The organism is Pseudobutyrivibrio sp. UC1225 (assembly GCF_900115215.1).
Lineage (GTDB): Bacteria > Bacillota > Clostridia > Lachnospirales > Lachnospiraceae > Pseudobutyrivibrio.
The window spans coordinates 55,424-82,355 of the sequence record NZ_FOVQ01000001.1 but is presented as its reverse complement, the minus strand read 5'-3'; the positions used below and the strand labels follow the sequence as shown (position 1 = coordinate 82,355).

Annotated in this window: 21 protein-coding genes; 2 read left to right on the top strand and 19 right to left on the bottom strand. The window is 37.8% G+C overall.

Annotated elements, in window-relative coordinates; translation table 11 throughout:
• Nucleotides 1-8: 8 nt before the first annotated feature.
• The 12 genes from hisH to BMZ41_RS00365 all read right to left on the bottom strand — a co-directional run bounded on the left by hisH (nucleotide 9) and on the right by BMZ41_RS00365 (nucleotide 15,535).
• Nucleotides 9-614 (bottom strand): imidazole glycerol phosphate synthase subunit HisH, encoded by a 606-nt coding sequence (gene hisH, locus BMZ41_RS00420; RefSeq protein WP_090166659.1) that lies wholly within the window; start codon nucleotides 612-614, stop codon nucleotides 9-11.
• On the bottom strand, nucleotides 611-2,521 hold the full coding sequence (locus BMZ41_RS00415; RefSeq protein WP_090526321.1) for an ICP22 family protein: 1,911 nt from the start codon (nucleotides 2,519-2,521) through the stop codon (nucleotides 611-613). The genes hisH and BMZ41_RS00415 overlap by 4 nt, the downstream gene beginning before the upstream one ends.
• A gap of 64 nt (nucleotides 2,522-2,585) precedes the next feature.
• A complete protein-coding gene (locus BMZ41_RS00410) occupies nucleotides 2,586-3,509 on the bottom strand; it encodes a chemotaxis protein (protein WP_090166663.1) in 924 nt (307 codons plus the stop codon).
• Between the two features lie 33 nt (nucleotides 3,510-3,542).
• Nucleotides 3,543-4,337 carry a hypothetical protein gene (locus BMZ41_RS00405; protein ID WP_090166665.1) on the bottom strand — a complete coding sequence of 265 codons (795 nt, stop codon included), beginning with the start codon at nucleotides 4,335-4,337 and terminating at the stop codon, nucleotides 3,543-3,545.
• Nucleotides 4,338-4,420: 83 nt separating this feature from the next.
• A complete protein-coding gene (locus BMZ41_RS00400; protein ID WP_090166667.1) occupies nucleotides 4,421-5,788 on the bottom strand; it encodes a sensor histidine kinase in 1,368 nt (455 codons plus the stop codon).
• Between the two features lie 121 nt (nucleotides 5,789-5,909).
• Nucleotides 5,910-6,599 carry a response regulator transcription factor gene (locus tag BMZ41_RS00395; protein ID WP_015549599.1) on the bottom strand — a complete coding sequence of 230 codons (690 nt, stop codon included), beginning with the start codon at nucleotides 6,597-6,599 and terminating at the stop codon, nucleotides 5,910-5,912.
• Between the two features lie 29 nt (nucleotides 6,600-6,628).
• Complete coding sequence (locus BMZ41_RS00390; protein WP_090526319.1) at nucleotides 6,629-7,366, bottom strand: hypothetical protein; 738 nt, start codon at nucleotides 7,364-7,366, stop codon at nucleotides 6,629-6,631.
• A 72-nt stretch (nucleotides 7,367-7,438) separates the two neighbouring features.
• A complete protein-coding gene (locus BMZ41_RS00385) occupies nucleotides 7,439-8,671 on the bottom strand; it encodes an MFS transporter (RefSeq protein ID WP_090166673.1) in 1,233 nt (410 codons plus the stop codon).
• A 13-nt stretch (nucleotides 8,672-8,684) separates the two neighbouring features.
• Nucleotides 8,685-9,890, bottom strand: a complete 1,206-nt coding sequence (locus BMZ41_RS00380; RefSeq protein WP_090166675.1) for a hypothetical protein — start codon at nucleotides 9,888-9,890, stop codon at nucleotides 8,685-8,687.
• A 27-nt stretch (nucleotides 9,891-9,917) separates the two neighbouring features.
• Complete coding sequence (locus BMZ41_RS00375) at nucleotides 9,918-10,751, bottom strand: hypothetical protein (RefSeq protein WP_090526317.1); 834 nt, start codon at nucleotides 10,749-10,751, stop codon at nucleotides 9,918-9,920.
• Between the two features lie 6 nt (nucleotides 10,752-10,757).
• Complete coding sequence (locus tag BMZ41_RS00370; RefSeq protein WP_090166678.1) at nucleotides 10,758-11,993, bottom strand: DUF5716 family protein; 1,236 nt, start codon at nucleotides 11,991-11,993, stop codon at nucleotides 10,758-10,760.
• A gap of 8 nt (nucleotides 11,994-12,001) precedes the next feature.
• Nucleotides 12,002-15,535, bottom strand: coding sequence for a DUF5717 family protein (locus BMZ41_RS00365; protein ID WP_090526315.1), 3,534 nt, complete (start codon nucleotides 15,533-15,535; stop codon nucleotides 12,002-12,004).
• Nucleotides 15,536-15,705: 170 nt separating this feature from the next.
• Between BMZ41_RS00365 and BMZ41_RS00360 the strand changes: the two genes are divergently transcribed.
• Nucleotides 15,706-16,794, top strand: coding sequence for a pyridoxal phosphate-dependent aminotransferase (locus BMZ41_RS00360; RefSeq protein WP_090526313.1), 1,089 nt, complete (start codon nucleotides 15,706-15,708; stop codon nucleotides 16,792-16,794).
• Between the two features lie 186 nt (nucleotides 16,795-16,980).
• On the opposite strand, the gene pgmB is transcribed toward BMZ41_RS00360, so the two are convergent.
• Genes pgmB through BMZ41_RS00325 form a run of 7 tightly spaced genes read right to left on the bottom strand, consistent with a single transcriptional unit; the run spans nucleotide 16,981 to nucleotide 25,566 of the window.
• Nucleotides 16,981-17,616 carry a beta-phosphoglucomutase gene (gene pgmB / locus BMZ41_RS00355; RefSeq protein WP_090526311.1) on the bottom strand — a complete coding sequence of 212 codons (636 nt, stop codon included), beginning with the start codon at nucleotides 17,614-17,616 and terminating at the stop codon, nucleotides 16,981-16,983.
• Between the two features lies 1 nt (nucleotide 17,617).
• A complete protein-coding gene (locus BMZ41_RS00350; RefSeq protein WP_028247874.1) occupies nucleotides 17,618-19,375 on the bottom strand; it encodes a glycoside hydrolase family 3 protein in 1,758 nt (585 codons plus the stop codon).
• Nucleotides 19,376-19,386: 11 nt separating this feature from the next.
• A complete protein-coding gene (locus BMZ41_RS00345; RefSeq protein WP_090526309.1) occupies nucleotides 19,387-20,862 on the bottom strand; it encodes an alpha-L-rhamnosidase-related protein in 1,476 nt (491 codons plus the stop codon).
• Entirely contained in the window at nucleotides 20,859-21,839 is a 981-nt protein-coding gene (locus BMZ41_RS00340) for an ABC transporter permease (RefSeq protein ID WP_090166697.1), read from the bottom strand. The genes BMZ41_RS00345 and BMZ41_RS00340 overlap by 4 nt, the downstream gene beginning before the upstream one ends.
• Before the next feature lie 16 nt (nucleotides 21,840-21,855).
• Nucleotides 21,856-23,010, bottom strand: a complete 1,155-nt coding sequence (locus tag BMZ41_RS00335; RefSeq protein ID WP_090526307.1) for a type 1 periplasmic-binding domain-containing protein — start codon at nucleotides 23,008-23,010, stop codon at nucleotides 21,856-21,858.
• Nucleotides 23,011-23,066: 56 nt separating this feature from the next.
• The gene (locus BMZ41_RS00330; protein ID WP_242870611.1) at nucleotides 23,067-24,047 is read right to left on the bottom strand and encodes an ABC transporter permease; all 981 of its coding nucleotides are present in this window, start codon (nucleotides 24,045-24,047) and stop codon (nucleotides 23,067-23,069) included.
• A gap of 10 nt (nucleotides 24,048-24,057) precedes the next feature.
• Nucleotides 24,058-25,566 carry a sugar ABC transporter ATP-binding protein gene (locus BMZ41_RS00325; RefSeq protein ID WP_090526304.1) on the bottom strand — a complete coding sequence of 503 codons (1,509 nt, stop codon included), beginning with the start codon at nucleotides 25,564-25,566 and terminating at the stop codon, nucleotides 24,058-24,060.
• A 171-nt stretch (nucleotides 25,567-25,737) separates the two neighbouring features.
• On the opposite strand from BMZ41_RS00325, the gene BMZ41_RS00320 reads away from it, so the two are divergent.
• Nucleotides 25,738-26,793: an AraC family transcriptional regulator gene (locus BMZ41_RS00320; protein ID WP_028247880.1), complete on the top strand. Its 1,056-nt coding sequence runs from the start codon at nucleotides 25,738-25,740 to the stop codon at nucleotides 26,791-26,793.
• The last annotated feature ends 139 nt before the right edge of the window (nucleotides 26,794-26,932 follow it).

Genomic DNA, 26,932 nt, shown 5'->3' with positions numbered 1-26,932 from the left:
GAAGCCTCCTATAATTTTGCGAAATTCTTAAGTATCTGAAGTCCCACTGTGGAAGACTTTTCTGGGTGGAACTGGCAGGCAAAAATATTGTCCTTTTCCACTGAAGCATGAATATGACAACCATACTCTGTGGTGGCCTTAACTATAGAAGGATCAGCTGCCTCAAGATAATATGAATGAACAAAATATACAAAGCTGCCCTCGTCAATTCCTTCGAAAAGCTTTCCCTTATTAGGAAAGTCTAAAGAATTCCATCCAATATGTGGAACCTTGATTCCTGGTTTATCAGGAATTCTCTTAACAACTCCATCCAGGAGGTGAAGACCTTCTACTCCAGGAGATTCCTCGCTTGATTCAAATAAAAGCTGAAGTCCAAGGCAAATTCCAATAAAAGGTTTGCCACTTTCAACATAATCTTTAATGGCCTTATCCAAATCATATTTTTTTAGATGCTCCATAGCATCAGCAAAAGAGCCAACTCCTGGTAACACCAAGCGGTCGGCTCTTTCAATCACACTAAAATCCCTGGTGAGGCTAGTCTCCTCACCAAGGATTCCAAATGCTTTTTCTACACTTTTAATATTTCCTGCATCGTAATCAAGTATTGCTATCATGTGTCCGGTAACCCTAGCTTTCTAAGCACTTTTCTAAGTTCGATTGTATAATAATGTCGGTTTGGTTGCTTATAAATAGCCATGGCCTCATCCACAGATAGACCAAAATCTTTCTCAAGCTCTGCAATGATGCTGGTACCAAAGGCATCATACTCATCAGCGATGCCATATTCAACAGCATCATCCTTATATTTTTCGTATCTGCCAAGTCCCTTTAATAAAGAATCTAGTGCGTAGTTATACATACCGTAATTCATAAAGGTAGTATACTCATCCTGACACTGTTGTAAGTCTGCCAGAGTTCTTGACTGATTTCTAAGAAGCTCTACCTTTTCATCAGTTTTGAAATCAAAACCGTTAAGCTTCTCGTAAGCAGCTATGTAATTACCCTGATCAAACAATTCTCTTGCCTGAGACATATGACGCTTCAAACCCGTGAAGGTCATTCCAACCAATACAACACCAATTATTGATATAGATAATACCAAAAATGTTGCAATAATGGAAATAGGAATTTTAGGAGATGTGTCAGGTTCTTTCTCTTTCTTCGGTTTTTTAGGTTTTGGCTCCTTCTTAGGCTTTTCTTTCTTACCTTTTTCCTTCTTAGCTGCTTCCTTTTCTTTCTTTGCAGCTTCCTTAGCAGCTTTCTTTTCTTCCTTCTCTCGTTTCTTCTTTGCTTTAGGATCCTCTGGTACGCCACCCTCTGGGATTATTGGATTACCTTCCTCATCATAGGTAATCTCAACTGTTGCTGCAGCAGCCGCGGCAGCCTCTGCCTCCGCTTCAGCAATTTCATCCTCATCAGGAGCACCAAAGATAATAAGAGCCAGCTTCTGTAGGAATGGATTAGGTTTCTTTTCGCCCTTTTCCTTTTTCTTCTTCTCTTTTTTCTTCTTTTTATCCTTCTTGCCTCCGTCACCTGCAGGCTCCTCTGATGCAGCTTCTGCTGATTCATCAATTTCACCTGCCTCAGAGGCTCCTTCTTCACCACCTGTTAGCAGTGACTGAATATCCATCAGGTCTTCATCCTCACCCTCAAGGATATTATCTAAATCTAAATCTCCTTCTCCGGAAAGATCAGGTTCTTCGCCTTCTCCATATTCAGCCTCGTCCAGAGCATCCATTTCATCAGGCATAAACTCCTTCAGGGATTCATCTAAAGGTTCTTCCTCTCCGGAATCATCCACCGCATCATCCAGTGAGAATCCAAAATCATCCTCATCCTCAGCTTCTTCCGAATTCTCTTCAGAATCACCAGCTTCGCCAGCTTCCTCGTCATCGTCAGATTCCTCTATAAACTGGGATAAATCTATATCGTCATCATCAGGAAGCTTTAGTTCTTCACCATCATCTTCTGAACCCTCTGGGTCATTATCTTCAGCAGGACTTGTTTCAGGCTCATCTTCTGCAGCTTCTTCTATAAGCTCTGGAAAAGCCTCTGGCAGTTCTTCTGCCTCTGGTTCTACTGTGACTGAATCAGCCTCCTCAAGCTTTTTCGCTTCAGTGCTGACCACATTGTCAATATCATTTAAAAGTTTATCTACTACATCCTCGTTATCTAATGTAGCTCCTGTATTTTCAAATAGCTGTTCTTCGTTATCAATTTCCTGTTCGAACTCGGAAATGAATAAATCCACATCCTCTTGTCCCAGTTCTTCTTCAAATTTGCGCAAAAAATCCTCCTCAGAAAGAATTTTCCTGAGGTAAGGGTGTGAGCTTTTACCTTTTGTTTGCTGAACGTCAATTCCTGTTGCTGTAAAGAAGTCTTCATCAGGTGCTACCTGCTGTCGGTTCTCAACAAATTCCTGTTGCTTTCTCTCGGCATTTTCTTCGACCTGTTCAGCATCAGTCTTAGCCTTGTTTATTGAATTTAATAGTCCATCTAAGTAGTCCTCAGCCTGAGACATCTTAAATCCTCCCAATATATTTAAAATAAGGGGTATGCTTGGCATACCCCTAAGATTTTAAATTCTAATGACTGTTACGAGCATCCTCGTACTTAGCAACCAAATCATCTACTACCGCGATAAGCTTACCAATTTCTGGCTTTGTAAGCTGTGCATCAGCTCCAAGGCTTTCACCCTTGCGCCTGATTTCGTCATTAATCAGAGATGAGAATATGATAAGCGGAATATTCTTCATTGTCTCATTCTCTTTTACTAACTTACAAAGTCTGTGACCATCCATAAGAGGCATCTCGATATCAGTGATGATAAGGTGTACATCCTGAAGTACTGTGCCATTCTTATGCATCTCAACCAGCTTGTCCCAGCCTTCCTGGCCATTCATATTTACGATAAGATTTGTATAACCAGCCTTCTTCAAGCACTCAACGATAAGCTTTGAAAGAAGTGGTGAATCCTCACAAAGAAGGATAGGTGATTTGCTTCGATCACGTGTCTCGTAATCATCCATTTCTGAAACCTTAAGACCAGTCTCAGGATTGATATCTGTAACAATCTTCTCGAAATCGAGAATAACTACTAATCTATCATCAAGTTTAATAACACCTGTTGAAACACCAGATTCATCAGATGAAATTGTAGCATCTGGTTTAATGATATCTTCCCATGATACACGGTGAATACCGAGAACCTCGTCTACATGGAATGCTGTATTTAAACTGTTAAAGTTTGTGATTATAAAGAGACCATCGTTTTCAGGTTCATCCTGAATATTTAAACACTTGCGAAGAGAGATGACAGAAATCATAATATCTCTTGGCATGAAAATTCCTTCAATGCAAGGATGTGCATTAGGCAATGGAGTTACCTGCTGGTATAACAAAATTTCCCTAATCTTGGCAACGTTGATTCCATAGAAATTCTTGCCAACCTTGAACTCAAGGACCTCTAGTTCGTTAGTACCTGATTCCAATAAAATATTAGTATCCATGCAAATCTCCTCTCATTTAAATCAAAAAATGATTTATAATGGTTTTACTTCTGCCCCTCTGGTAGCACCATCACTGGTTACATAAAGCTCAACCGATGATATATTTTCAACAGCCGAATTGCTAAAGGAAAAAACAATCACAAAGGTTTTCTTCTCTTTACCAGACATCGTTCCTTTATAGGAAGATAAATCATTTGGCAGCATAGTAATTTGAGCCTTGTTCTTTTCCCCTCCATTGAGGGATAAACTATATGTCCTGCCGGAATACTGACTAAAATCAACCGTTCCATCAGTAGTATTCACAGCATCAATATACAAAGTTAAATATTTCTTTCCACTTGCCGGTTTCATATAGAAACTAGAAGTCTTGAAATCACTGGAAACATCAAATTTTGAACAGGTGAATTCAACTCCTGAAATGTCTACGGCGTTGGTAAAGGAATATCCAGCCTCAACAGAAACATCCTCCTGAGCCTGTTCTTCTGCACCTTCCTGTGCTTCAGAATCCTCACCAGGTTCGCCTTCTGGAGGAATCACTTCCCCAGTTTCAGGATCAATTGTCTCCCCTGTGTCCGCTTCCTCTAACGCCTCGTCATCAGCCTGTTCTTCATCAGGTTCATAATCCTCATCCAATTCTCCCTTTTTTACGCGGGCATTTGCGATTCCAATCACCTGATTTTTGTTAAATTTCGCAACCGCTTTCGAAGCATATAAGCTTATTATAGCCTCTTCCTCACTGGTCATTTCATATAGCTGTTCTCCACAACCAGTGGCAAATAGAGAAAAACACAACACAGAAATCATTAAAAAAATTCTGTTAGTTTTCATGCCTTCTCCTAAAAAATACACTAATCATTAATGGTATATTAGCATTAAAATGTGTATTCTTCAATGTGAAAAATCAGAAAATTCTATGAATTTTCTTTGATTTTTGTGTCTTTTACCAAAGATAACTCAAACCAAAATTCAACTCCGTCAGGAACGTTCTCAACACCGAATTTTTCGTGCAATAAATCCATAGTAGCTTTAACTACAGAAAGACCTATTCCACTGCCACCATATTCACGGCTTCTGGCCTTATCAGCCTTGTAGAACTTCTCCCAAATATGCTTTATATCCTTCTTTCCGATATTATTGCCTGAATTGAATACAATAATGCGAACCTTTCCTCTTTTTACAAAATCGTAACGTACAGTGACGATATTTTCATTAAGCACATAATGAATAGCATTGCTTACAAAATTAGTGACTACCTGTTCAACCAAGAACTCATCTGCATGAACGTAGCAGTCCTGCTTATTTATAAACTCGTAATTAATATTCTGGGCCTCAAAATTGATTCTGTTACTGTCAATGACACTATCAATCATTTCAGTCACATTAAAATCAACCATATCAAGATTCATCTGACCAGCTTCAAGCTGATTAAGGATAAGCATCTCTCTAACGAGGCGGTTCATCTTATTTGCCTCATCAATGATAATATCCAGATAAATCTTTCTGCTGACCTCATCATCCATGATGCCTTCCTGAAGACCTTCAGCATATCCCTGAATAAGAGCAATAGGAGTCTTTAACTCGTGAGAAACATTAGAAACGAATTCCTTTCGCATGTTCTCAGTCTCTTCCTTCAACTCCAAATCGTGCTTCAGGTTTTCATTAGCAAGTCTAAGCTGTTCGATAGCTCTCTTTAGAGTCGTAGACATCTCATTGACATGCTCGCCAAGATCATCCATTTCGTTATAAAGCCTCTGAGGATGATAGGTTGCTTCAAAATCAAAGTTTGAAATTCTCTTTGTAATATTAATAAGCTTAAATAATGGCTTGGTAAATTTAGCGATAAAGTATCTTCCAACAAGAACACTAATAATAGAATCTATGAAAATCATAGTTAAGAAAAACTTGTTGGTAATAGATGCAGTCTGCTCCAATGCAGAAGCTGTAGCCTTGATAAAAACAATGTTTCCATCAGGCAAAACTCCAATTAATACAAGAAATGTATCATCAAACTCTGAAAATTGCTGTTTGAAAATCTTGTAGTTTTCTGTAGTTTTAATAAGCTCATTATTGGCATCATTTGAAAGCAAAGAATAATTAAGTTGATTGATTAAAAGATCTGAATCAACTGAAGATGTTAAAAGAGATTGTCCGTCAGCACCTGTGACAACAGCTGCTACGTTAAATTGTTCAAACAATGCTATATTTTCGGGGAGATATTCACTATTGTACAATCTCCCGTTTTCACATTTTTCGGAAAGGATTGAAAAAAGCTCTTTCATATCCTTCCTCTTTTCATAAATATAATAATCGCCTAAAAAGCAGGATGTTAGGATGCTAACAACTATTAAAGATGTTAGTACTATCAATCCTAACAAACCTACAATTTGGCGATTAATTTTACTAGGCTTTTGCGTCAACTTCAAATTTATACCCCATGCCCCAAATAGTCTTGATGTAATTTCCCTTGTCGTCTAACTTGCTACGAAGCTTTTTAACGTGAGTATCGATTGTTCTTGCGTCTCCGAAATAATCATAGTCCCATACGTGATTAAGAATCTTTTCTCTAGAAAGCGCAATTCCTTCATTATTGATGAAATAATAAAGGAGCTCAAATTCCTTAACCGATAGCTCTACAGGGTTACCATCATTTGTGGCAACATGAGCATCAACATCCAACTGGATACCGCCTGCCTCAACAACTTTCTTGCCAAGAGAATCATCTGTACTTCTACGAAGAACAGCATTAACTCTTGCCATAAGAATCTTAGGTGAAAATGGTTTGTTGATGTATTCGTCAGCTCCGAGCTCGAAGCCATTAAGCACATCATTCTCTTCACCCTTAGCTGTAAGCATAAGAACAGGAATAGATGAAGTTTCTCTGATTTCTTTCAATACAGCGAAACCGTCAACCTTTGGCATCATGACGTCTAAAATGATAAGCGAAATTTCACTATCCATGTAGAACATATCAAGAGCCTGTTCACCGTTTTCTGCTTCTACAACTTCATAATCTTCTCTTACTAAATAGTCCCTGATAAGTTTTCTCATTCGGCTTTCATCATCAGCCACAAGAATTTTGTTTTTCGACATAACACCAACCCCATCCTTGAATTATATTATTAGTTACCTTCTATACCACTGACTTCAGCCTCCCTAGCATCAAGCTCAGCCTCACGTTCATTGAGCTCGCGCTCTCGCTCGTCAAGCTGCTGTTTCCAAGAAGAATACTCGTCAGTAATAGCCTCTTTGTAATTAAGTATTGTCGGGCTGTTAATAGTTGAACTGACAATGAACATGCCCAACACACAAAGTAGTAAAGTAAAAACACATACAATCAAAAAGCTGTTTACCAACCTAAGCTTTCTGATTACCCCAGAAGAATCTTCTGTATCGACCGTACTTTTTTTATCGGTCTTTTCTTTTATTAGTTTAGTGAGTTTCTTGGCTCTTTTTTCTTTAACCCTTTTTTCTTTGGCAGGCTCTTCCTTTGGCTGCTCCTCTGCCTTTTCCACAGTAGCCTTTACTGCAGGTGCAGGTTTCTCAGGTGGATTTTGCTTCGGCGGTGCCTGCGGCTTTGGGGCCTCTTGCTCCTCCACAGCATAGATTGGCGGAATCTGGTCTTCATCAAAAGCTCCTGTCGCAACCAAATTCTGCCTAAGCTGATTAAGAAAACCCATGCCTATCTGAGTAGAAAAAAGCTTCTGCGAAATAATCTTTTTATATATCTTGAGAACCTCCTGCTCATCAGCAGTCTTCATTTGCCCAAGAATATACTCGACGGCTTTAAGCTCCTTAGCAGCTTTTTTAGCACTATTCTCATCGTTAAAGATATATCCACCAATGTTATATTTAGCCATATCTTTCTCTCACTATATGATATGTATATAGTTATTTTAGCAATTTGTAATTAAAAAATCTATCTTTATTCGTTATTTTTGTTTATTTATTCTGACAAGTCCTAAAATTGAGACAATAACTCCCACAAATGTAACAAATGTAGCAAAATACAAAGATGCTGAAACTCCAAGTAAATTTATTATCATTCCGCCCAAAACACTGCCTATTAAACTGCTTATAGACATTGCAATTGTAACGAAGGCCTGTCCCTTAACTGCATCCTTCTCAGGCATAATCTCATCCACAAAATGAACGGATGCTGGAATAAACAATGCAAATGCCAGTGATTGAAACAGCATACTGAAATAAAGCATTCCAATAGAAGTGGCGATTGCTGTAAAGAATATCTTCAAAAGATAAAATATTCCGGATACAGCAAGCAGGCGTTTTGAACCAAATTTATCTCTAAGCACAGAGAAGAAAATCATGGCTGGCAATTCTACAATTGCCTGTAAAGCTAAAAGACCACCATTGGTAGCCTCATTACCACCAACATTAACAGTAATCTGATATAGGAAGTTATTCACTACAATGTGTCCAAAGAAAATACAAACAACACCTATAAGATAAATAAAAAACATTTTGTATTTAATTACAAAATTGCGTAGACCCTTGTATTCAAAACCGTCACTCTTCTTCTCCGCTAGGGGATCAAACACCTCTTTTGAAGTTTTGCCTTCATCCTTTAGTTCCTTGTAAATCCATGTAACGATTCCCGTAAACAAGATTGAAACAAGGAAGCCAAATAGCGGTGCTGCCTTAACAGAAACTGTCTTCATGAAGAATCCAACTATCAGACTCATCAAAAAGAAGAAGAAAGAACCAGACGCTCTGGCAACTCCGTAATTCATTCTGTAGCCCTGTCTTTGAATGTAAAAATTCAGGGCATTTAAAAATGGCTGAATAATTGTAGCGAGCATCGCTCCAATTAAGAAGGTCACGCTGATAAGAAACCCCTTATGGACAGCCGAAAAAGCTACAAGTAAATCTAAAATACTCAAACCACCGAGAATTATTAGAACATCTAAAACATTGAAATTAGTAGAATTGTCTGTGGCTACAGAAACAACCTGCTGAACAATCGCAGCAAATAAATAAGCTAACGCAAAGAGCAATCCGATTGCAAAAGTCGAATATCCTCTGTTTGAAAGATAGGCACTACCCATACTTATGGCGCAGCAAACAATCATCCAATACATACCCTGGGCAAGAGTATATAGGGTATTTAGTCTAAACTCCTTGGACTTTTCGAACATTTCAATCATGAAGTCACTCCTTTCAAGCCTTTATCTTTGTGCTAGAACTTGTCCCACATAGTTTATCAACGGATTTAATAATCTCCTGAATTTCAGGGAGATAATGCTCATGTCTGGTCATAAGCCTGTCAATTTCATCTCTCTCTTCCTGAACGATTCTGCGATGATCCTCAAGTCTGTCTCTAATTTTCTTTCTTCTTACAACAAGCCTGTGCCTGCAATCTGACATATCCTGCTTATCTATCAATGCATTTACCTGATTAAGCCAAATCTTGTCATCCGCCAAACCAATGCTTCCCAAGATTCTTTCAAGCTTATCGTTGTAAAATTCCAAATCATCATTATTTTGTATATATCTCTGCTGGTCACGTACCTTATCCTGATACTGCTCCCAAACATACTGAAGCTCAGCGGCTGTTTTTACAAAATATTTGTCCTTTGAATATTCAATACTATTAGTTACATTAACGTACTTCATTCGTTCTACGTTAAGCATGCTAATAGCCTGATTCAGTCGTATGAGTGCTGCTCTGGATTCTTTATTTATAGTATTTTGACGAAGGAAAATTACAAAACCACTAACCGCACAAATGAAAAGCACTGCATAAATCCAAATGGACATGTCCGCTCCCACTGCATTGTACATAACGTACAGCAAAATAAGTAAAGTGGTAAAAGATGTAAGAACAGCTATGGCCATACGTTTAAAGAGACGCCCCTGAGCAATCAGTTCTTCTCTTTCAATCTCCCAACGGCTCTTTTCACCTTCCAGGTAAGAAAGGCTTCTTTTAAGCTTAGACTGATATATTTCATCAGAGGCAAACCTGTTTATAATTTCAGGCATATCCTCTTCCTCGTCGGCAATTACAGAGAATTGCTCATCCGTAATGTTTCTTGTAATAGCTCTCGCCTCAAGGATATTCTGCTCCAATTCGCAAATACGTATAGCTGTATTTCTCAAATCCTTTGCAGTATCCTTTGGAAGATTCTCTATGGCCTTTATATCATGAAGATATCTGGTAACAATTCTATATTCCATTTTTTGGCGCTCCATTGCCTTGGTAGATGCAATGATTTGCTCACAGGAATCCAGAATATAGTGTTCCAGCTTCTTAGGGTCTTCCCAACTGTCTATGCCTTCGATTTGAGTGTAGACTCTGTTAAAAGCATCATCAATCTTTGCGGCCCTGATTTCTCTTTTGTTTTTTCGTTTTGTAAAAAATCCCATAGTAAAATCTCCCCAACAATTACTAAATTATATTTTACAATACTTAATATACTCGTCTTTCCAGCTATTTACTACACTGCTAACAGCATTAACTGTTCCTTCCCTCTTATAATCGTCATTTATCAACTCATTAACAGCTCTGTCAAATTCCAGGATATTTTCATTTGCTGTGGCAGTTGAAACTGTTTTTAGCACCTGATCCACATCTTCTTTTGAAACAAGATACTTTGTAACGTACTGATCAAAGGCTAACTTGTCCTTTGCACATCTTGCTGCATAAAGCAGACAATACAGGCTCTGCTTCTTTTGATTTCTTTTATAAGCCTCATCAAAGCATTTCATAGCCTCTGAGAAAAAGAATAATCGAGAAAATGCACAACCCAAATTATGATAAACATCTCCCTCAACTACCTTTGGCATATTCTTTGCTACATCGTCTGCCAAAAGAGTCTCGTACTCGTAAATCGCATCAACAAGCTTATCCTTTGCCATAAGTCTGTCAGCTCTCATCTTCTTTCTTTCAGCTTCTGACTTGTTCTCGAAGGTAGATATAATAGCAAGAATATCCTTAATCTCTTTGTTGGAAGCATAGCCATTGGAGCCCAGAATATGACCAATAAAAATGTGAAGTGGTGCATTATTCTGCACAAGTCCCTGTAACTCAGCTGCAAGCTTTGGCTGTTTTAACTCCCTGCCAATCCAATTACAAAGCTCTGGGCTCATCAATTTAGATGAAAGCAGATATACATTGTTAAGGATATAGTAGCTAAGCTCCTCCAAAGAATAAACATTAAGGGAAGCTTCTTCGATATAGTATGGCGTTGCAGATAACGCATTTTGACAGTAAATTAATGTGCTCATATATACCTACTCAGTTGTAATAGTGTGTTCCCAGCTCTTGCCTGAAGCTGGTGATATCTCTCCAAATCCAAGATCTGTAATAGTAATTGAAACTGCCACATCTGAAACAGGGCGTGCTTCAATACGAAGACGTGTAGTTCTGTTTTCTCTCTTTGGCATATCTGTAAGTTCCAAAACCTCAGAATGTGCTTCTCTCGATTCTGGACGCTGAATAAAAAATTCTATTTCAGGCTCTCCATCAAGGATAACCTCACATTCACCCTTTACATCGTACCAGCTTTCACCGGCGTCAATAAGAGTGAAAAACTTCATAACGTTGTTTTCTAATATTTTGATTGAAAGATTAAGCTTTAGGTCGTTATCTCCAATGTAGATGAAAGGCCAATCTCTCTTTCCATCTTTTATATAACCGCCGTAGCAGGCTCCCTTTGAATAAAGATTCTTTCCAAGAAATACCTTTCTACCCTTACAAAGATGTGAAAGGCTTACCTTCATCCACTCACCATCAAAACCATCTCCAACAAGATATACTGATGAGTAAAGAGAACTGCCAAAGGTATCAGAAATAACCTGATCAAAAAGCTCATCCCTGTTATCAGTGATTTCACCATGATTGATTACATTTAAAGAAATCATCTGAGGACGTGTAGTCTGATTGCGGTGAAGTGTGCAAGAAACCATATTTGTACCACTGTAATCAAACAATGCAACATTATATAAAAAGAGCTCTGGTTTCTGAGAAAGGGCGTAATAATAAAAACATTCGCTTCTATCTATAAGCATTACATGGTTCTGGTCTATGCCAATCTTCGAAGCCACGTAGTTCATCAGTTCCATAACTTCTAAATTAATCTGCTGAACACATATAACAAGCTTCTCTACGTCACTTAGAGCTGCCATTGGCCCTGGGATAGAAAAAAGCTTTTTGAAAAAGATAACCAGTAAATCTCTGGCTCCATAATTTTCAGAATCAATTACTACCTGTCCATCTCTTAACGCAAGATTAAAAAGCTCCTCCACAAGAACAGCTTCCTTTAATCTGCTCATTCTAATGGCTTCCTCACCAAAGAACCATTGTCCCATACCTATTCTCTTTGCAAGCACAGTTGGGATAGAGTAATTTTCCTCGCCAAGAATGGTGCTTATTGTAGCAGGCTCTTCCATATTCGAATTGTAAATGCTAAGCACTGTATTCCTTGAACTAATGTCAATTCCTACATATGCACCTTCTGATATTCCCATAATACTCCTTAAATAGTTGAAAATAGTTCTCTGGTAACAGCATCAAGCCCCTGATAAATCTTTACATCCTCTGCCAGCTCATAAACCTCGTTATAAAGGCTGTGACGAGATATTTTATTCATCAAAGCATATCTGCCCTCAGTCTGTTCCAGCTCATCGCTCAGTACGAAGGTGTTTGCCTGAAGAGGCTCGTCAGAAACATCCTCACGATAAATTTCGTACTTAAGCTCATCACCATAGAATAATATGAACTGTTTTACATAAAGACCATCGTACATTTCAATCATATCCTCAGTGACCGCTGGTGCACCATTAATTGAATATGTAATATCAACAGCCTTTCTCTTGTCTGTGTTGAATTCTATAAAGTGCTTGTCATAAAGATGATATTTAACCTTAAGCTTCTCATCGCACTTTGCGAAGAATCCAAAGTACTGATTGCGAAGGATTGCATCTGCCAAAAGAATATCCAGCATGTTGTAATCCTCTTCATCTAAATCAGTACCTGTGCAAAGATATTTTAAAAGGGCGATTCGCATACTTTCTGATACATTAAGCCCCTTCTTAAATCTGTTGTAAATGTAGGCGAAAATCTTCTCTGGAGTGTCCGCCTGATTAGCAAGATAATCGTGAGCCTGATAATTTAAGAAGGCTTCCACAACCATCTTGTTATTTTTACGTGATACGTAAGTATCAAACACATCCATAATCTCTGGGCAAAGGAAATCTCTGTAGAGTGCCTGTGTGATTATTCTCTCGCCAAATTCCACTACATCCTCACCCTTTTCAAAAGCGCTATTATAGATTTTTAGCATTAAGTCTGTAGGTCCCACAAAGAACTTCACAAGGTAACGAATCATATCAGTATGAATGTAGCCCTGTGAAATCAGTCCTGCTGTGAAAAGAATCAGGAAATCCTCTGATTTTTCAGGTTCTTTGTTAATCATAAACTGGCAAAGCTTTGTGGCTGCAGCAGGCTTTAGTAAGGAAGAATTAGTATGCCTAAGCATATAAAAGGCTTCCTCATACTTACTTCTAAGAATAAAGACCTCAAGCACAGACGCAATAACCTCTGCACTCAGCGCTTTTAGATCTGCCTCCTGCATAAAGTGCTTTTCCAAAAATGCTTCTCTGTTATTGAAACGAAGAATCTCTATTAGCTTTGGATAAATAGTATCAAGATACTCTGCGGATATCTGCTTTGATTCCATGATAAGCTCTGCAGCTTCTGCATCGACAGATGAATAATCCTTTGTTCCACTACCGTTTGCAAATCTCATTAATGCATAGGTAAGGTTAAGCGGACACAACTCTTTTAGCTTTTCTGTGTATCCGTCGGTGTTAATGATATCCTCTGTAAAATATGCATCATCATCCACAAACAAATATCCATTATTATCCTCGAAAAGAACCACACCCTTGCTGCCAATATAATTAATATAGGCTTTGTGGTCTGATATGTTGGCAATGGTAGGTGCCTTAAACTCTTCCTGATAGAGAAATACACGTCTGATATCAGGGTTAATAACTGCCAGCTTTTTCTTAAAAGATAACTCAGAAATAAGTCTTGCAACTTCCTTATCAAAAATACCAAGTTCCAAAAGGCGCTGGTAACATACCGCCAAATTGTCATCCAAACGACCAAGCTTAAGCTGCTCTAACGCAAAGGCTTCTATAGCACTTTCATAATGCTCGTAGGTGTCATAATCCTCATCCTTGTGAAGGATAATGTTGGCGTAAAGCAAAGCTCTTTTATCGTAGGATAAGTTACTGTTATATTTGAAAAACATAGTAAGAAGCTGTGGCAGCTTATCTACTGAGTAAGCTGGCAGAGCCTCCATATATGCCTCAAAAATTCCTGACACATGAAGATTAACCTCAATAGCCATGCCAAACCATTTCAAAAATTCTGGCTCAACATAAGGCGCCTTTAACAAATAAGTGACAATAGCTAAAAGCAGCTTCATGTCTGGATAAACTTCGTAGCATTCATCCAAAATAGGCAATACCTTTGGATTATAATTTTTCTCTGTCTCAAGAAGATGAATCATCTGAATGGCCATATCTTTAGTGATAGCCTTTTTCTTCTTAGCCCAGTTCAAAACCTTAATAGTAAGCTCATCAAAAGATGAAATCAGGTATGGATCCTGTAGGAAAATATAGTATGCCTCTATATACAAAAGAGGTGTATCCCAGCCAGCCTCCACCCACTTAGAAATCTCTCTGAGCTTGGCTGTAGGATTCTTAATATATTCCTTTCGAAGGAACAACAGGAACCAGAAAATATGAACATCATCCCTGTGCTCTTTAAAAATACCCTCAATATTTTCAGTAAGACGATCTACATAATCCTCTTCTCGCTCGATAAGTGTGCATACATAAAGAAGGAAGGCCCACTCTCTGCTGCCCTTATCTTCTATGCTGCGCTTTAAATCCTGAATAATCCATAAAGCTTCCTGCTTTTGATTATTAGTAACATATAAAAATGCTTTTACCAAAAGAATAAAATTATCATTAACCGACTCCTCTGGAAGACTGTTAACAATCTCTAAGGTGTCAGCACACCACTGACTGGTGGTAACCCTGCGCAATCGAAAATCTTCGTATAAACGAAATGCCTGCAAAAGCTTTTTGTTCTGAGCAAACTCCTCTGATTCTAAAGAAACACCCTCTTTGTCGGATGTGGCAAGGACAGTAATCTCTTTGTGGATATCACGATAATCAAAGGAAATCTTTGCGAAGTTAATACCTGCGTGCATTTTATCCTTATGGATGTAGTAGCTCATATTGAAAATAGAACCAAGGAAGAAATCTCCTGTAATATGTTCCTTTTCAACAGATATGAAATCCGCATCGCAGGTAACGGAAATATCTATAAAGCCCCATGTAGAACGGCTAATCTCTATTTCGCCCTTAACATTACTATCAACCTCATAGTAGGAATCCTGACGCTCCTGTAAATCGAATGTCATCTTCGTTTTGAGTCCAATAGAAACCAAAAATTCATCTACATTGACAGCTGCGATAGGTGCAGCTTTAAAGCCTCTGTAAAGAAGCTTGGTACGTTTATCCTGATCCGAAATAAATTCTGCGAATCTGTCTGAATAAAATAAAGAAACAGCTTCTGCAAAATGATTTTGTGCAAAATCTGCATATTCCTGAAGGGAACGAATCTGTCCAGTGCTGCATAACAATGGACGCTTTACGTAAGTAATGGAAAATGGAAGCTTCTTTTCCATTCCCACAGTGACAATAATAAAATTACCCTTGAGACACTCTGCTGCTTTGTAATTGTAATCGTCCACAAGATAATCTATGCGAACACTGACACCATCAAACCATGGATTGGTAATTCGTACATACGGATTATCACAGTAAACAACACCTCTGGCCTTAACATCATTTGTACTCTTAAAATATATGCTGCCCGAAAAGGCATCATTAATAAAGCAGGTTTCTTCTATCTGCTCTGATTCAAACTCAATATTTGGTTTTAAGTCGTCGAATTTATCTTCGGAAATACGATAGATTCTTTTTCTCAAAACATTCTCCTCTTTTATCATGTGGGTAATACTAACCCAAGCATATTATTTATTAGTATAGCACAACATATAGTGTTTTCAAACTTATTGGGTAACAAAAATATGGATAAAATACAGACTCAGTGCTATTATATAAGGCAAGAAAATTTTAACCTTTAAGGAGGCTTTCAATGATAAAGCACAAGGATCATTTTCATGGAAGTGATTTAGAAAAAATAGAGCAGATTTATGGCATCAAAAAAGAGGACATCATTAGCTTTTCTGCAAATGTTAATCCCCTTGGAATATCTCCTAAGCTTAAGGATGGAATCGTAGCAAATATCGACTGCATCACATCATATCCAGACAGAGATTATGTAGAGCTAAGAAAATGCATTGCGGAATACTGTAATACAGAGACAGAAAACATCATCGTAGGAAATGGTTCCACAGAGCTTATTTCTCTATTTATCCAGATTGAAAAGCCTACAAAAGCTTTGATTCTCGGACCAACCTATTCAGAATATGAAAGAGAAATCGCCCTTGGTGGTGGAAAGAGCATCTACTATCCTCTTCGTGAAGAAAATGATTTTGTTTTAGATGTAGACCATTTCATCAGCAAGCTTACAGAAGATATTGATATGCTTGTTATCTGCAATCCTAACAACCCTACTGGAACAGCAATCAATAATCATGATATGCGAAAGATTCTTGATGCATGTAAGGAATGCGATATCTTTGTTATGGTGGATGAGACTTATGTTGAATTTGCTGAGAACATCAATGAGGTTTCTTCTGTAACTCTTACACGCACTTATTCAAACATTGCAATCCTTCGAGGCACTTCAAAGTTCTTTGCTGCCCCTGGTCTTCGTCTTGGTTATGCAATCTGTTCCAACACAGATTTGATGCAGACAATCAACCAGAGAAAGGACCCTTGGACAATTAACTCCATCGCAGTGGTTGCTGGAAAGCTTATGTTCTCAGATAAAGAATATATCGAAAAGACTCGTAATCTTATTGCGACTGAAAGAAATCGTTTATACGATATTTTTGAAAAGAGCTCTCGTTTCAAGGCATATTGGCCACATGGCAACTTCATGCTTCTTCGCATCTTAGAAGACGGCCTTACCAGCCAGGAGCTCTTTGACAGATGTATCAAAGAGGGCCTCATGATTCGTGACTGTTCTACTTTCCCATATCTGGGCGAGAATTACATTCGCTTCTGTTTCATGAATCCAGAAGATAATGATAGACTTGCTGCTCTTCTTTTGAAGTAGATAATATTTGAGCCTGCGGTGCCGCAGGCTCTTTTTAATCATATGTAATCACTTTTGCCATGTCTAACTCTCTCCTTTTACAATATATAAATACATTTTGCTCCATAGATTCGCTTAACGCTTTGTTCTCCTGTCGAGTCTGTTAATCGGTCCAATGTTTGTGTCCTCTGTACTTGTATAAGGGTATTATACTAAATCGATAATTTCCTTAAAGCTATTTATTTTATATTCTGCCTTGTCATAACTGCTAGCACTACCTATTCCTATGCTGTGAAATCCACCAGCTACTGCTGCGTCAATTCCAGCTTCGGCATCTTCAACAACAAAACAATTTTCATTCCTTAATTGAAGAATACCGGCAGCCTTAATGAAAACCTCTGGATTAGGCTTTGACTGAGAAATTATTGTTCCATCAGATATCCCATCAAAGAAATCCAAAAGACCAATGCGGCTTAAAATCAACTTAGTGTTTTGGGATGATGAACCAATAGCAAGCTTTAAACCTTTTGCTCTAAGTGCATTTAAAGTATCAATCACCTCTGACGATACATCCCTTTCTGTCATTGATGACAAAAGCTCTTTATATAAATCATTTTTCTTTGTCATCATCTCAAGCTTTTCTTCATCTGAATACTGCCTGTCAGCTTTCTCCAGAATTATCTCCAGGCTGGCAGCTCTGGAAACACCACGAAGTCTTTCATTTATTTTTCTATCAAAATAAATCCCCTCATGGTCAGCCATTTTCTTCCAGGCCTGATAATGATATTCATCAGTGCTGCAAATAACACCATCTAAATCAAATATAATTCCCTTGATTTCCATTTTATATATAGTCCTTTCCACATAGTGGGTCTACCGGGCTGATTCCCTTGAAGCTTGAGCGGCCCATAAGTTTATCAATACAAGCAGTAACAAATTCCTCATTGCCACTATAAGTATTGATATATGTTTTCATCATTGGTGCATCAAACAGATGATATGGGTATGCTGTAGAAACCATAAGCATAGGAATTTCGCTGGCATGCCATGGAGCGTCATCTCCCAGTCCAAACAATACGTTCCAGTTTAGTCTGAGTGTTGTATTATTTGATGCATTCTCCATGTTGCATACATACAGATATAAATCATAATCAGCCTTCATATCTGCAACGCTTCTGTACATTTCATTCATAAGAGCCTGCTTTTCTGGAGTCATTCTGCTTGGATCTGCAAAATCCATTACAGAAATTCGAGTACGTCTGTCTCTAACCTTGACTTCAAAGCCTTCTTCTTCTAGTTTTTCCTTCCACATCTTTACAAAATCGCTATTTGGATCATCATTTCTATCGATAACATTCAAATAAATGCGCTTATATTTTTTTGCAGAAAGTGGAAGTAAACTTTCCTCATCTCTTACGAGTGTGATAGCCTTATCTGCAACTTCCTTAGCCATCTTTCTATGCTCTTCACAACCTACTACAGCCAAAGCATCTTTGCCTGGCACAAGAGTTCCTTCTGCCTGCTTTTTGTGAAGACCTAAAGAAGCCTTTGTAGCAAGTATTCTAAGAACTGCTTCGTCTAATCTTTCTTCCTTAAGGATTCCATTTTTCACACCATTCATAAGGAATCCATAATCCTCTTCTAAGCTCTTATTGAAAAGAATCATGTCACATCCATTTTGGATAGCAGTAGGAATTGCAAGTTCCCTCTTCATAGCAGCTGTAAATCCAACCATAGGTGTAGCATCTGTAGAAATCAAGCCATTAAATCCCAGCTGCTGTCTAAGCAATTTGGTAAGTAATTCATAAGACAATGATGCAGGAAGTAACTGTTTTTCTCTTGAAGCACCATTATCGTATTTACGAACATAGGCAGGGCAAGCTATATGGCCAACCATAACTGTCTTAGCCCCCTTATCAATGAGTGACTTATATACATATCCAAAGGTCTCATCCCATTCCTCTACAGAAAGGCTATTTATGCTTGTAAGAATATGTTGATCTCGCTCATCGATACCATCTCCTGGGAAATGTTTGATAGCAACTGCCACATTATTCTCATCAGCACCATCCATGTACCTAGAAGCAAAGTCAACCACCATCTGTGGATTGTCTCCAAATGTTCTTACATTTGTAATTGGATTGTGAAACTCCTTGTTAATATCAACGATTGGTGCAAAAGACCAATTCATACCAAGAGCTGCACCTTCTTTGCAGGCCACATATCCCATTTTGTAGCCATATTCGCTATCTGCTGTTGCAGCTACTGCCATAGGCTTTCCAAAGGATGTTCCCTCAAAAGCCAAACCATCTCCTCCTGCCTCAGTATTGGCAGCAAGAAGAAGTGGAACCTTGGCGATTGATTGAATTTTTCTGTGAGTGTTCTGTATCTCCTCGGCTCTGCCACTTCGATACATCATACCCCCTACCTTTATATCTCCTACAATGTGGTTGAGGACTCCATCATCACTGCTGAATCCCATTGGACAGAATACCTGTCCACACTTATCCTCGAGTGACATCTCGCTAAAAGTAGATTCAATCCACTCTACAGCCTCATCATCTAAATAAAAGGGATTTCCCTTAAAATCTATCTTTGACATTTATAACCTCGTTAATTACAAAAATATTTTCTTAAGAAATATGTTGGGCCACAGCTCCATGCGTGACAATAGCTGTTAACTATTGTTCCGCCATAAGGAGACTCATTTGGATTCTTAGGATTGTACAATTCCCAGAATGTATCTGCCCCTTCCTTAAGCATTCCACCCCAGTATTCTTCCATTTCCTTTAAAGCCTGATTCTTTTCACCAATCATAATCAAAGCTTCTATAAAGTTATGGAACATGTATGGTGTAACCATTGTTAGAGCACTTTCTTCCTGACGCAAACGCTCAATAAGCTTAACAGCGCCATTTCCTTCTACAGCTCCACCAAGAATCATCCATACCTGAGATGCATAGGATACCTGTCGGTCTGTACCAGAAACATATAGCTTCTTTTCCTCATCAAATAAAAAGCTATTAGCTGCTGATTTTAATTTGAGATAATCCTGGGCATACTCTTCTTCTGCCATTACATCTCCTGTAATCTGAGCAAGCTCAATTGCTGCCTCCAAAGCATAAAGGAATATTCCCTGGGCACTAGCCTGCTTGTTAAGCATGAGGTTCCAATCTACAAAGCACCAACCTAGCTTTTCGGAATCCCTTACAACATAGTTTTCATCAAGATTTTCTTTTGCCAGTTCAATTTGTCTTTTACATACATGCCACAAATCATTTACAGCCGAATCATCTCCTGTTTGTCTGTAATAGTCCAATAATGTATTAATAAAAAACAATGAGTAATCAAACATGAAAGTGTCATCCACCTCTGGCTCTGGTTCAAGGAATATGCATGCTCCCACTCTATCCTCATCGTTCGTAAGAGCCCCAAAAAGATACAGGCACTCCTTTACTAAATCGTAATTACGATATGTCTCATAATTAGCCAATGCTTGCATTCTTAAATCGCCAATCCAAAGACGTCTATCTCTCTTTGGTCCATCTTCAAAAACCAGCTGCATACAATCATGAAGAGTTTTGATAGCAACTCTATCAAGATCCTTGTGTAACTGATTATCAGAATTAAGTGGAACAAGCTTAGAATCGTCAGCTGAAGATTCGCTAGTGCACACCACATTGTCCAAATAAAGCTTGAATTTATCACTTATATCTAAAACTTCAATTTTTACATATCTAAATGAATATCTTCTTTCTAGTGACACTCTTGATGGAATAACATCTACGTGAATCTGTTCCTCCTCAATCCATGATGCACTTATCCATCCTTTGTATTCAGCAGGATTCTCGTATAACTCGATTTCTCTTTCTGCAAAATGAATTTTGAGAAAAGCAGGTGCATCGGCATGAGAACCGACAGATTTCAAATCGAAAGCTAATCTTCCCACCTGATGATCACCAAAATCTATTATTATGCTATCTCCCTTTGAAAGATACTTGCACTCAGTCATATTTACAGGAGTTATATCCTTATAAATTAGCTTTGGCAATAAGCCTAAAGCTGTTTTCAATAATTTTTCATTTCTCATCTTTTAAATAATCTCTTTATCACGTTTATATTGTTTAAATAAATCAAAAATACCACTAGAAGTACGGCATTTATAATTGATTGCATAGAAGCAGTTACTTGATTTGAAAAAACAGCAAATGTGGAATTCAAAAGTGACATACAAACTGCTGCAAGCAAGAATCCCATCTTTTCATTGCAGTACTGGCTGATATATCCACCAATAAACATTGGAAGAAATGCTGTAAACATGATTGCAATACTTCCGAAGTTTAGCTGTCCACCATTGATTGTTGTGTTTCTTGCAGCATTTAAGAAGCCTACAAGTCCCATTAATGCTCCGCATATTCCATAGCAGATCAGCGCATTTTTCACTTCGTTAATACCAGTGTTTATTGAAACCTTCTGTCCACTTTTCAGAGCTGCGTAATCATATCCGAATGTTGTCTTTTCAAATACAACAACCATAAATATGAGCACCACAAGAATGATAATAAATGCATAAACCCAAGTATTAGCAAAAGCGGACATAGATGAATTCTGTACCTCTTTCATAAGGTATTTTCCACTTGTGATTGTGTACATGATTCCCTCGTAAATAAGAGTCACACCAAGTGATGTGATAATAGGTGGTAAACGCAGTGCAACGTAGATAGCTCCTGAGATTAATCCCAATAAGCATCCCACAGCTACTGTTACAATAAGCATCATCACTGCAGAGCCCTTTCCACCAGCAAGAGCTGAATATGTTATTTCAGCTCCAATTACTGATGAAAGCGCTGCCATTGAACCAAGTGAAAAATCAAATCGTCCACTATTTAGATTTATAGAAAGAGCCATTGTTGTAATCATGACAATTGCTGTGTAAACAACAAAATTATCAAAACTCTTTGCATTTGTAATAATATTTTGTCCCTGTGTAAGGCAAAGTCCCTCAAGTATTGCTGCTACTAAAACGGGTATTGCCAATGAATGTATTATCTTCTTAAGGGTGCTCATAATTGCCTCCAAAAAACTATTTTGACTCTACAAGAGCCTTTACATCATCATAAGTAACTGCATCACCGATGATTGTATCAAGTGATTCCTTATCAAAAATTGGTGTATCTCCGTTGTCTGTTACATAATATTCGTTGAATGAATCAACATCTGTTGCTACAAGGTATCCCTGGCTTAATGAAACTGCATTTCCATCATTGTCACGGATTACATTTCCATTTACTGCATTCATAACAAGTGCAAATACAGGTCCAATTGATGAAGAATACTTACCAGCAAGATATGTAAGTGTTCCATTTGTCATAGAATCCAAATTCATTTCTGTAAATGAATCAATATCAGCAAACTGAATATCATTCTGAGCTAATGTCTGAGCAAAGAATGTTGTAGCCATACCAACTGATAAGAAAGCTTCTGGAGCCTTCTGGATTGCCGCATTAAGCTCATCTGTAGTTGTATCACCATATCCCTGAAGATATGCAACTACCTCTACATCACCTTCAATCTTTGATGGATCAACAGCCTGGTCTCCAAAAATCTGACCAATCATGCCGTTCATATCATCTGTTCCACCGTATGTATCACCAAGTCCTGCAATGATTCCTGCTGCACGATATACATGCATTGGGTTTGGAATGAATGCACCGTAAATTGCAACTGTGCTAATTCCCTGTTCCTTATAATACTCGCCCATAGCCTTTCCAGCTTCAAACTCTGTTTCGTTTGATGGTCCAATCTGGCCTACAAAGTATTCATATCCCTTGTACTGTTCGTACTGCTCATCATCAAGAACACCAGATGCAATTGCATAGTAAACACCATATTCTTCACATGTCTCAATCTGCTGTGCTCTATCTGAGCTTGAAAGAGAAATGATTGCGTCATATCCCTTAGATGCAAACTTCTCAATTGCAGCCTTCTCATCTTCTGCACTTTCAAGAGCATCTGTATATTCGAAAGTAACGTCATAGTTGTTCTGAATATACTCTTCATAATAGTTTCTGAAACCAAGAGCTTCCTCACCACTTACATCAGCTACTAGGACACCAATTTTAACCCCGTCCTTTGATGCAGATGCTGTGTCATTAGAATTTCCGCATCCTGCCAAAACACCAGCGCTCATTACACCAACAAGTGCTAAGCTAATGAGTTTTGCAAATCTTTTTTTCATCTTCAAATCCCTCCATAATTAACCATTATTTCTAACTGCTAAAGCAGTTGGTACCTTTATCTTGGCAATGCCTGAGTACGGTAGTTCATACTTGTTATGTATACAACTGCCATAAAGAATAAAGCAGATATCACCTGAGTAATTCCATATGCCGCGCTACTATCAATAACAATTTCCAAAATGTCGTTCAGTAGCATGTAGGAAAATCCACCAACCAAGGCTGCATAGATTTTTGAACGAGGGCCACCTGAAATAGGCATTCCTCCAAATACAATTGCAATAAAAATATTCATTCCAATGCTTGATGCTGTTTGTGTTGTAACTGATGGTGTATAGGTAAGAGTAAGAAATGCCCCGAGACCTACACCAATTCCTGCCATCGTAAATGCGATAATTGTATACTTGTTTGCTTTAATTCCTGTAAGTGAAGCACATAGTGGATTACCACCTATAAACTTCATTCTTCTACCAGTTTTTGTTAACTGGAAAACATAGAAACAAACTGCAAAATATATAATTAAGAGCATTGCTTTAAATCCGATTCCTGAATAAGGCTTTACAACGCTTGAAGGAATACTGATTCCACCGAGAGCACCACCATCTGTTGTAATAATCTGAGATGCTATTGCAGACAAAACTGACATCATAGCAACAGTTGTTACGAATGCAGGTATGTTAAATACTGATGCCAAAACTGAATTAAACAATGAGCATGCAATACCTGTTGCAAACAAAACAAGAATCATAAGCGCAAGGCTTTCTGTCTTGTTGTAAACTGTAACACCAAGGGTCGCTGCAAAAAGAGTAGATGCACCAAGGCTGATATCAAATGTTCCTAAGGTATAAATAAAAATTGCTCCTGTTGCTACAACCGCAAGAACTACCGCCTCGTTGAAAACGATTTGTAAATACATATCAAGCCTATAGCCGTATGTTTGAATAACTCCGCAAAAGATAAAAAACAAAGCAATAAGCGCTACCAATGGCAATGTAGCTATAAGCATTTGAGTATTTTTGAATTTCTTAAGTTTACTCACAGCGTACCTCCTATATCATGTAGCCAATAACGTCTGCTTCAGACAAATCTTTGCTACGATTGAATTCTTTTGTTATTTCTCCGTCCTTCATAATCAGGACTCTATCGCTCATTCCCAACAATTCTGGAAGCTCTTCACTTATCATAAGAATTGCTTTTCCCTGTTTTTTAAGCTTTATCATCAACTGGTACATAGCCTGTTTTACGCCGATGTCAACGCCACGTGTTGGACAATCTAGAATGAGAATTTCACTGTCGCATCCGATCCATTTTCCAAAAACAACCTTCTGCTTGTTTCCACCAGATAACTGGCTCACCTGCTGATTCATGTCGCTACACTTTATGGAAAGATCATTAACCTGTTTCTGCACATAATCCTTCTCATTCTTTTCTGTAATCATGCCAGCGTTATTTTTGAAAATATTCATTCCTGCAATAGCGATGTTGTCTTTAATGCTGGCTTCCAAACAAAGGGACTTTGTATCTCTGTCCTTTGATACATATCCAATCTTTTGAGATACAGCATTATGACAGCTTTTGATTTCCTTGCCAGATTCTGTAATCACCTGTCCACCATCAAGTTCCAATGCTCCGAAAAGAGCTTCCCCTAAATAGTGCATTCCACATGTTGAAAGGCCCCCGATTCCAACTATCTCGCCTTTGTGGAGACTGATGTTAACATTCTTTAATTTGTCGCCGTAATTGATATTCTTACCTTCTAATGCAACCTCTTCCTGAGAAGTAGCTTCGAAGTCAGTTCTGTAATAATCCCCCTGAAGCTCACGTCCGATCATGCTTGTTCGGATTAAATCGTCATCGAATTCTTCTTTTTCAAATGTTCTAATCAACTTACCATCACGAAGCACTGTCAATGTATCGCAAACAGTAGTGATTTCTTCTAAATCGTGGGAAATAAAAATAACTGATTTATTCTCTCTTTTAAGTCTTTTGATAAGTCCATACATCAATGTTCTTCCATCATGTGACAATGCTGTACTAGTCTCATCTATTACTAAAATGTCAGGCTTTTTCATCATGACTTTCGCAATTTCAACAAGCTTTCTTTCCTGGAAATCAAGACTTCCCATTAAGTCACTAGCCTTTACATTTTTGATTCCAATTTCCTGTAAAACTTTACCAGCTTCTTCATAAAGCTTTTTCTTATCAACAAGTCCAAACTTATTTTTAAAAAGCTTTAACTCTGCTAAGAAAATGTTTTCCGCTACAGTTATTCCAGCAATAGTACCGCTTTCCTGAACAACCATACCTATTCCACCCGTTAAGGCATCTATCATGCTCTCTGGATTCCACTCTTTGTTCTTGAAAATCATCTGTCCCTCATTTGCCTTCTGCATACCAGCAGCTATAGAGGATATAGTTGATTTTCCCGAACCGTTTTCTCCAATAAGACCTCTTACCTCACCTGGATAAACTGTAAGTGAAACATCATCAAGGGCTATAACGCTACCAAACCTTTTTGAAATATTTTTCATTTCAAGTATTGGTTCACTCATAATCATCAACACCTTTCTCCTTACTTAACTTGCAAGTTGATTATAGAATCATTTTTGCCCTTTAATAATTAACAATATTGTTCAACTATATTGACCTATTTTGATGTATATGAATTATATGAAATATATTTTTGATTTTTTTTGACATAGAACCCTTTTTGAGCTATCATCATCTTCATGGACGCAAAAGCATTAAGACAGCATATCTACGATATGACGGAAACAGAAAAATTCTATAAAGAATATTACTTAGCAAGAAGCAATCAGAAAGAACTTAACAAGTTTCTTGCTAATCTGAATATGGACGAGGTTTTCAAAAAGCATTTGTTGATTTTGGAAATAGAGGAAACCATTCCCGAAGTTTTCGAGGATTCATTTTTCTTTGACTTGTCAAATAACGACAGTATTGTTGTGCAGAAGCACGAAAGATATAGTCCTGCCATTGAACATAGTCATACTTTCTTTGAAATCACTTATATTTTTGATGGACAATGCACCCAGGAAATATCAGGAAGCACTATCAATATGCGAACAGGGGATTTTTGTATTATTCCTCCAGGTATTAAGCATTCTATTTCCATTTTTGACGACACAATTGCCATCAATATTATGCTTAGAAAAGATACTTTACACTCCATGTTTTATGGCTTTTTGAATACACCAAATATTCTTTCATCATTCTTTCTAAACAATATCTACGCTAAAAAAGCAAATGATTATATTATGTTTAGAACCGGAAGTGACGAGTCCTTAAATATATCTTTTATATGGATGTTGGCGGAAAGCACAAACAAACAAGAATACTACTATCAAGCAATAACCAATACTCTGCTATTAGATTTTTACATGATTATCAGAAACTACTCTGAATCAGTACAAATGCCCTTGTTCGACAGTAGAGTTGATGTTCAAAGATACGCTCTTATTCAATACATTCAGGAGAATTATAAAGAGATTACTCTTTCAGATTTGGCTAAGAAGTTCCATTACTCAAATGAATATACCTCGCGTTTGATAAAGGAATTGACTGGCATGAATTACACTGAGATTCTTAGAACTGTAAGAATAGAACACTCACAGGATTTGCTTGCAAACTCTACTATGTCTGTAGCAACAATAGCAGAGGCAATTGGATATGATACTGCCGAACACTATATTCGACAGTTTAAGAAACATACAGGCATGACGCCATCAGCATTCAGAAAACAATCTGCATCAACCAGAAATAGATAATTCGACTTAACAAGTTCTGGCTCAATTAGGTTGAACGATAGTCACTATTCTTCCAAGAACTTCTTTCAATTTCATTATTTTCTGATTACTGCCCTACTCTTTTCAAAAATCTTTTGTTTGAGATATGTTTCCTACTGAA

What these genes read in the sequence shown, in the direction of transcription:
- BMZ41_RS00340 (WP_090166697.1), bottom strand. Translation starts at nt 21,839, where the DNA reads ATGAGCACCCTTAAGAAGATAATACATTCATTGGCAATACCCGTTTTA.
- BMZ41_RS00380 (WP_090166675.1), bottom strand. Translation starts at nt 9,890, where the DNA reads ATGGGATTTTTTACAAAACGAAAAAACAAAAGAGAAATCAGGGCCGCA.
- BMZ41_RS00400 (WP_090166667.1), bottom strand. Translation starts at nt 5,788, where the DNA reads ATGAAAGAGCTTTTTTCAATCCTTTCCGAAAAATGTGAAAACGGGAGA.
- BMZ41_RS00405 (WP_090166665.1), bottom strand. Translation starts at nt 4,337, where the DNA reads ATGAAAACTAACAGAATTTTTTTAATGATTTCTGTGTTGTGTTTTTCT.
- BMZ41_RS00360 (WP_090526313.1), top strand. Translation starts at nt 15,706, where the DNA reads ATGATAAAGCACAAGGATCATTTTCATGGAAGTGATTTAGAAAAAATA.
- BMZ41_RS00375 (WP_090526317.1), bottom strand. Translation starts at nt 10,751, where the DNA reads ATGAGCACATTAATTTACTGTCAAAATGCGTTATCTGCAACGCCATAC.
- hisH (WP_090166659.1), bottom strand. Translation starts at nt 614, where the DNA reads ATGATAGCAATACTTGATTACGATGCAGGAAATATTAAAAGTGTAGAA.
- BMZ41_RS00370 (WP_090166678.1), bottom strand. Translation starts at nt 11,993, where the DNA reads ATGGGAATATCAGAAGGTGCATATGTAGGAATTGACATTAGTTCAAGG.
- BMZ41_RS00390 (WP_090526319.1), bottom strand. Translation starts at nt 7,366, where the DNA reads ATGGCTAAATATAACATTGGTGGATATATCTTTAACGATGAGAATAGT.
- BMZ41_RS00395 (WP_015549599.1), bottom strand. Translation starts at nt 6,599, where the DNA reads ATGTCGAAAAACAAAATTCTTGTGGCTGATGATGAAAGCCGAATGAGA.
- pgmB (WP_090526311.1), bottom strand. Translation starts at nt 17,616, where the DNA reads ATGGAAATCAAGGGAATTATATTTGATTTAGATGGTGTTATTTGCAGC.
- BMZ41_RS00325 (WP_090526304.1), bottom strand. Translation starts at nt 25,566, where the DNA reads ATGATTATGAGTGAACCAATACTTGAAATGAAAAATATTTCAAAAAGG.
- BMZ41_RS00410 (WP_090166663.1), bottom strand. Translation starts at nt 3,509, where the DNA reads ATGGATACTAATATTTTATTGGAATCAGGTACTAACGAACTAGAGGTC.
- BMZ41_RS00385 (WP_090166673.1), bottom strand. Translation starts at nt 8,671, where the DNA reads ATGATTGAAATGTTCGAAAAGTCCAAGGAGTTTAGACTAAATACCCTA.
- BMZ41_RS00415 (WP_090526321.1), bottom strand. Translation starts at nt 2,521, where the DNA reads ATGTCTCAGGCTGAGGACTACTTAGATGGACTATTAAATTCAATAAAC.
- BMZ41_RS00345 (WP_090526309.1), bottom strand. Translation starts at nt 20,862, where the DNA reads ATGAGAAATGAAAAATTATTGAAAACAGCTTTAGGCTTATTGCCAAAG.
- BMZ41_RS00320 (WP_028247880.1), top strand. Translation starts at nt 25,738, where the DNA reads ATGGACGCAAAAGCATTAAGACAGCATATCTACGATATGACGGAAACA.
- BMZ41_RS00335 (WP_090526307.1), bottom strand. Translation starts at nt 23,010, where the DNA reads ATGAAAAAAAGATTTGCAAAACTCATTAGCTTAGCACTTGTTGGTGTA.
- BMZ41_RS00350 (WP_028247874.1), bottom strand. Translation starts at nt 19,375, where the DNA reads ATGTCAAAGATAGATTTTAAGGGAAATCCCTTTTATTTAGATGATGAG.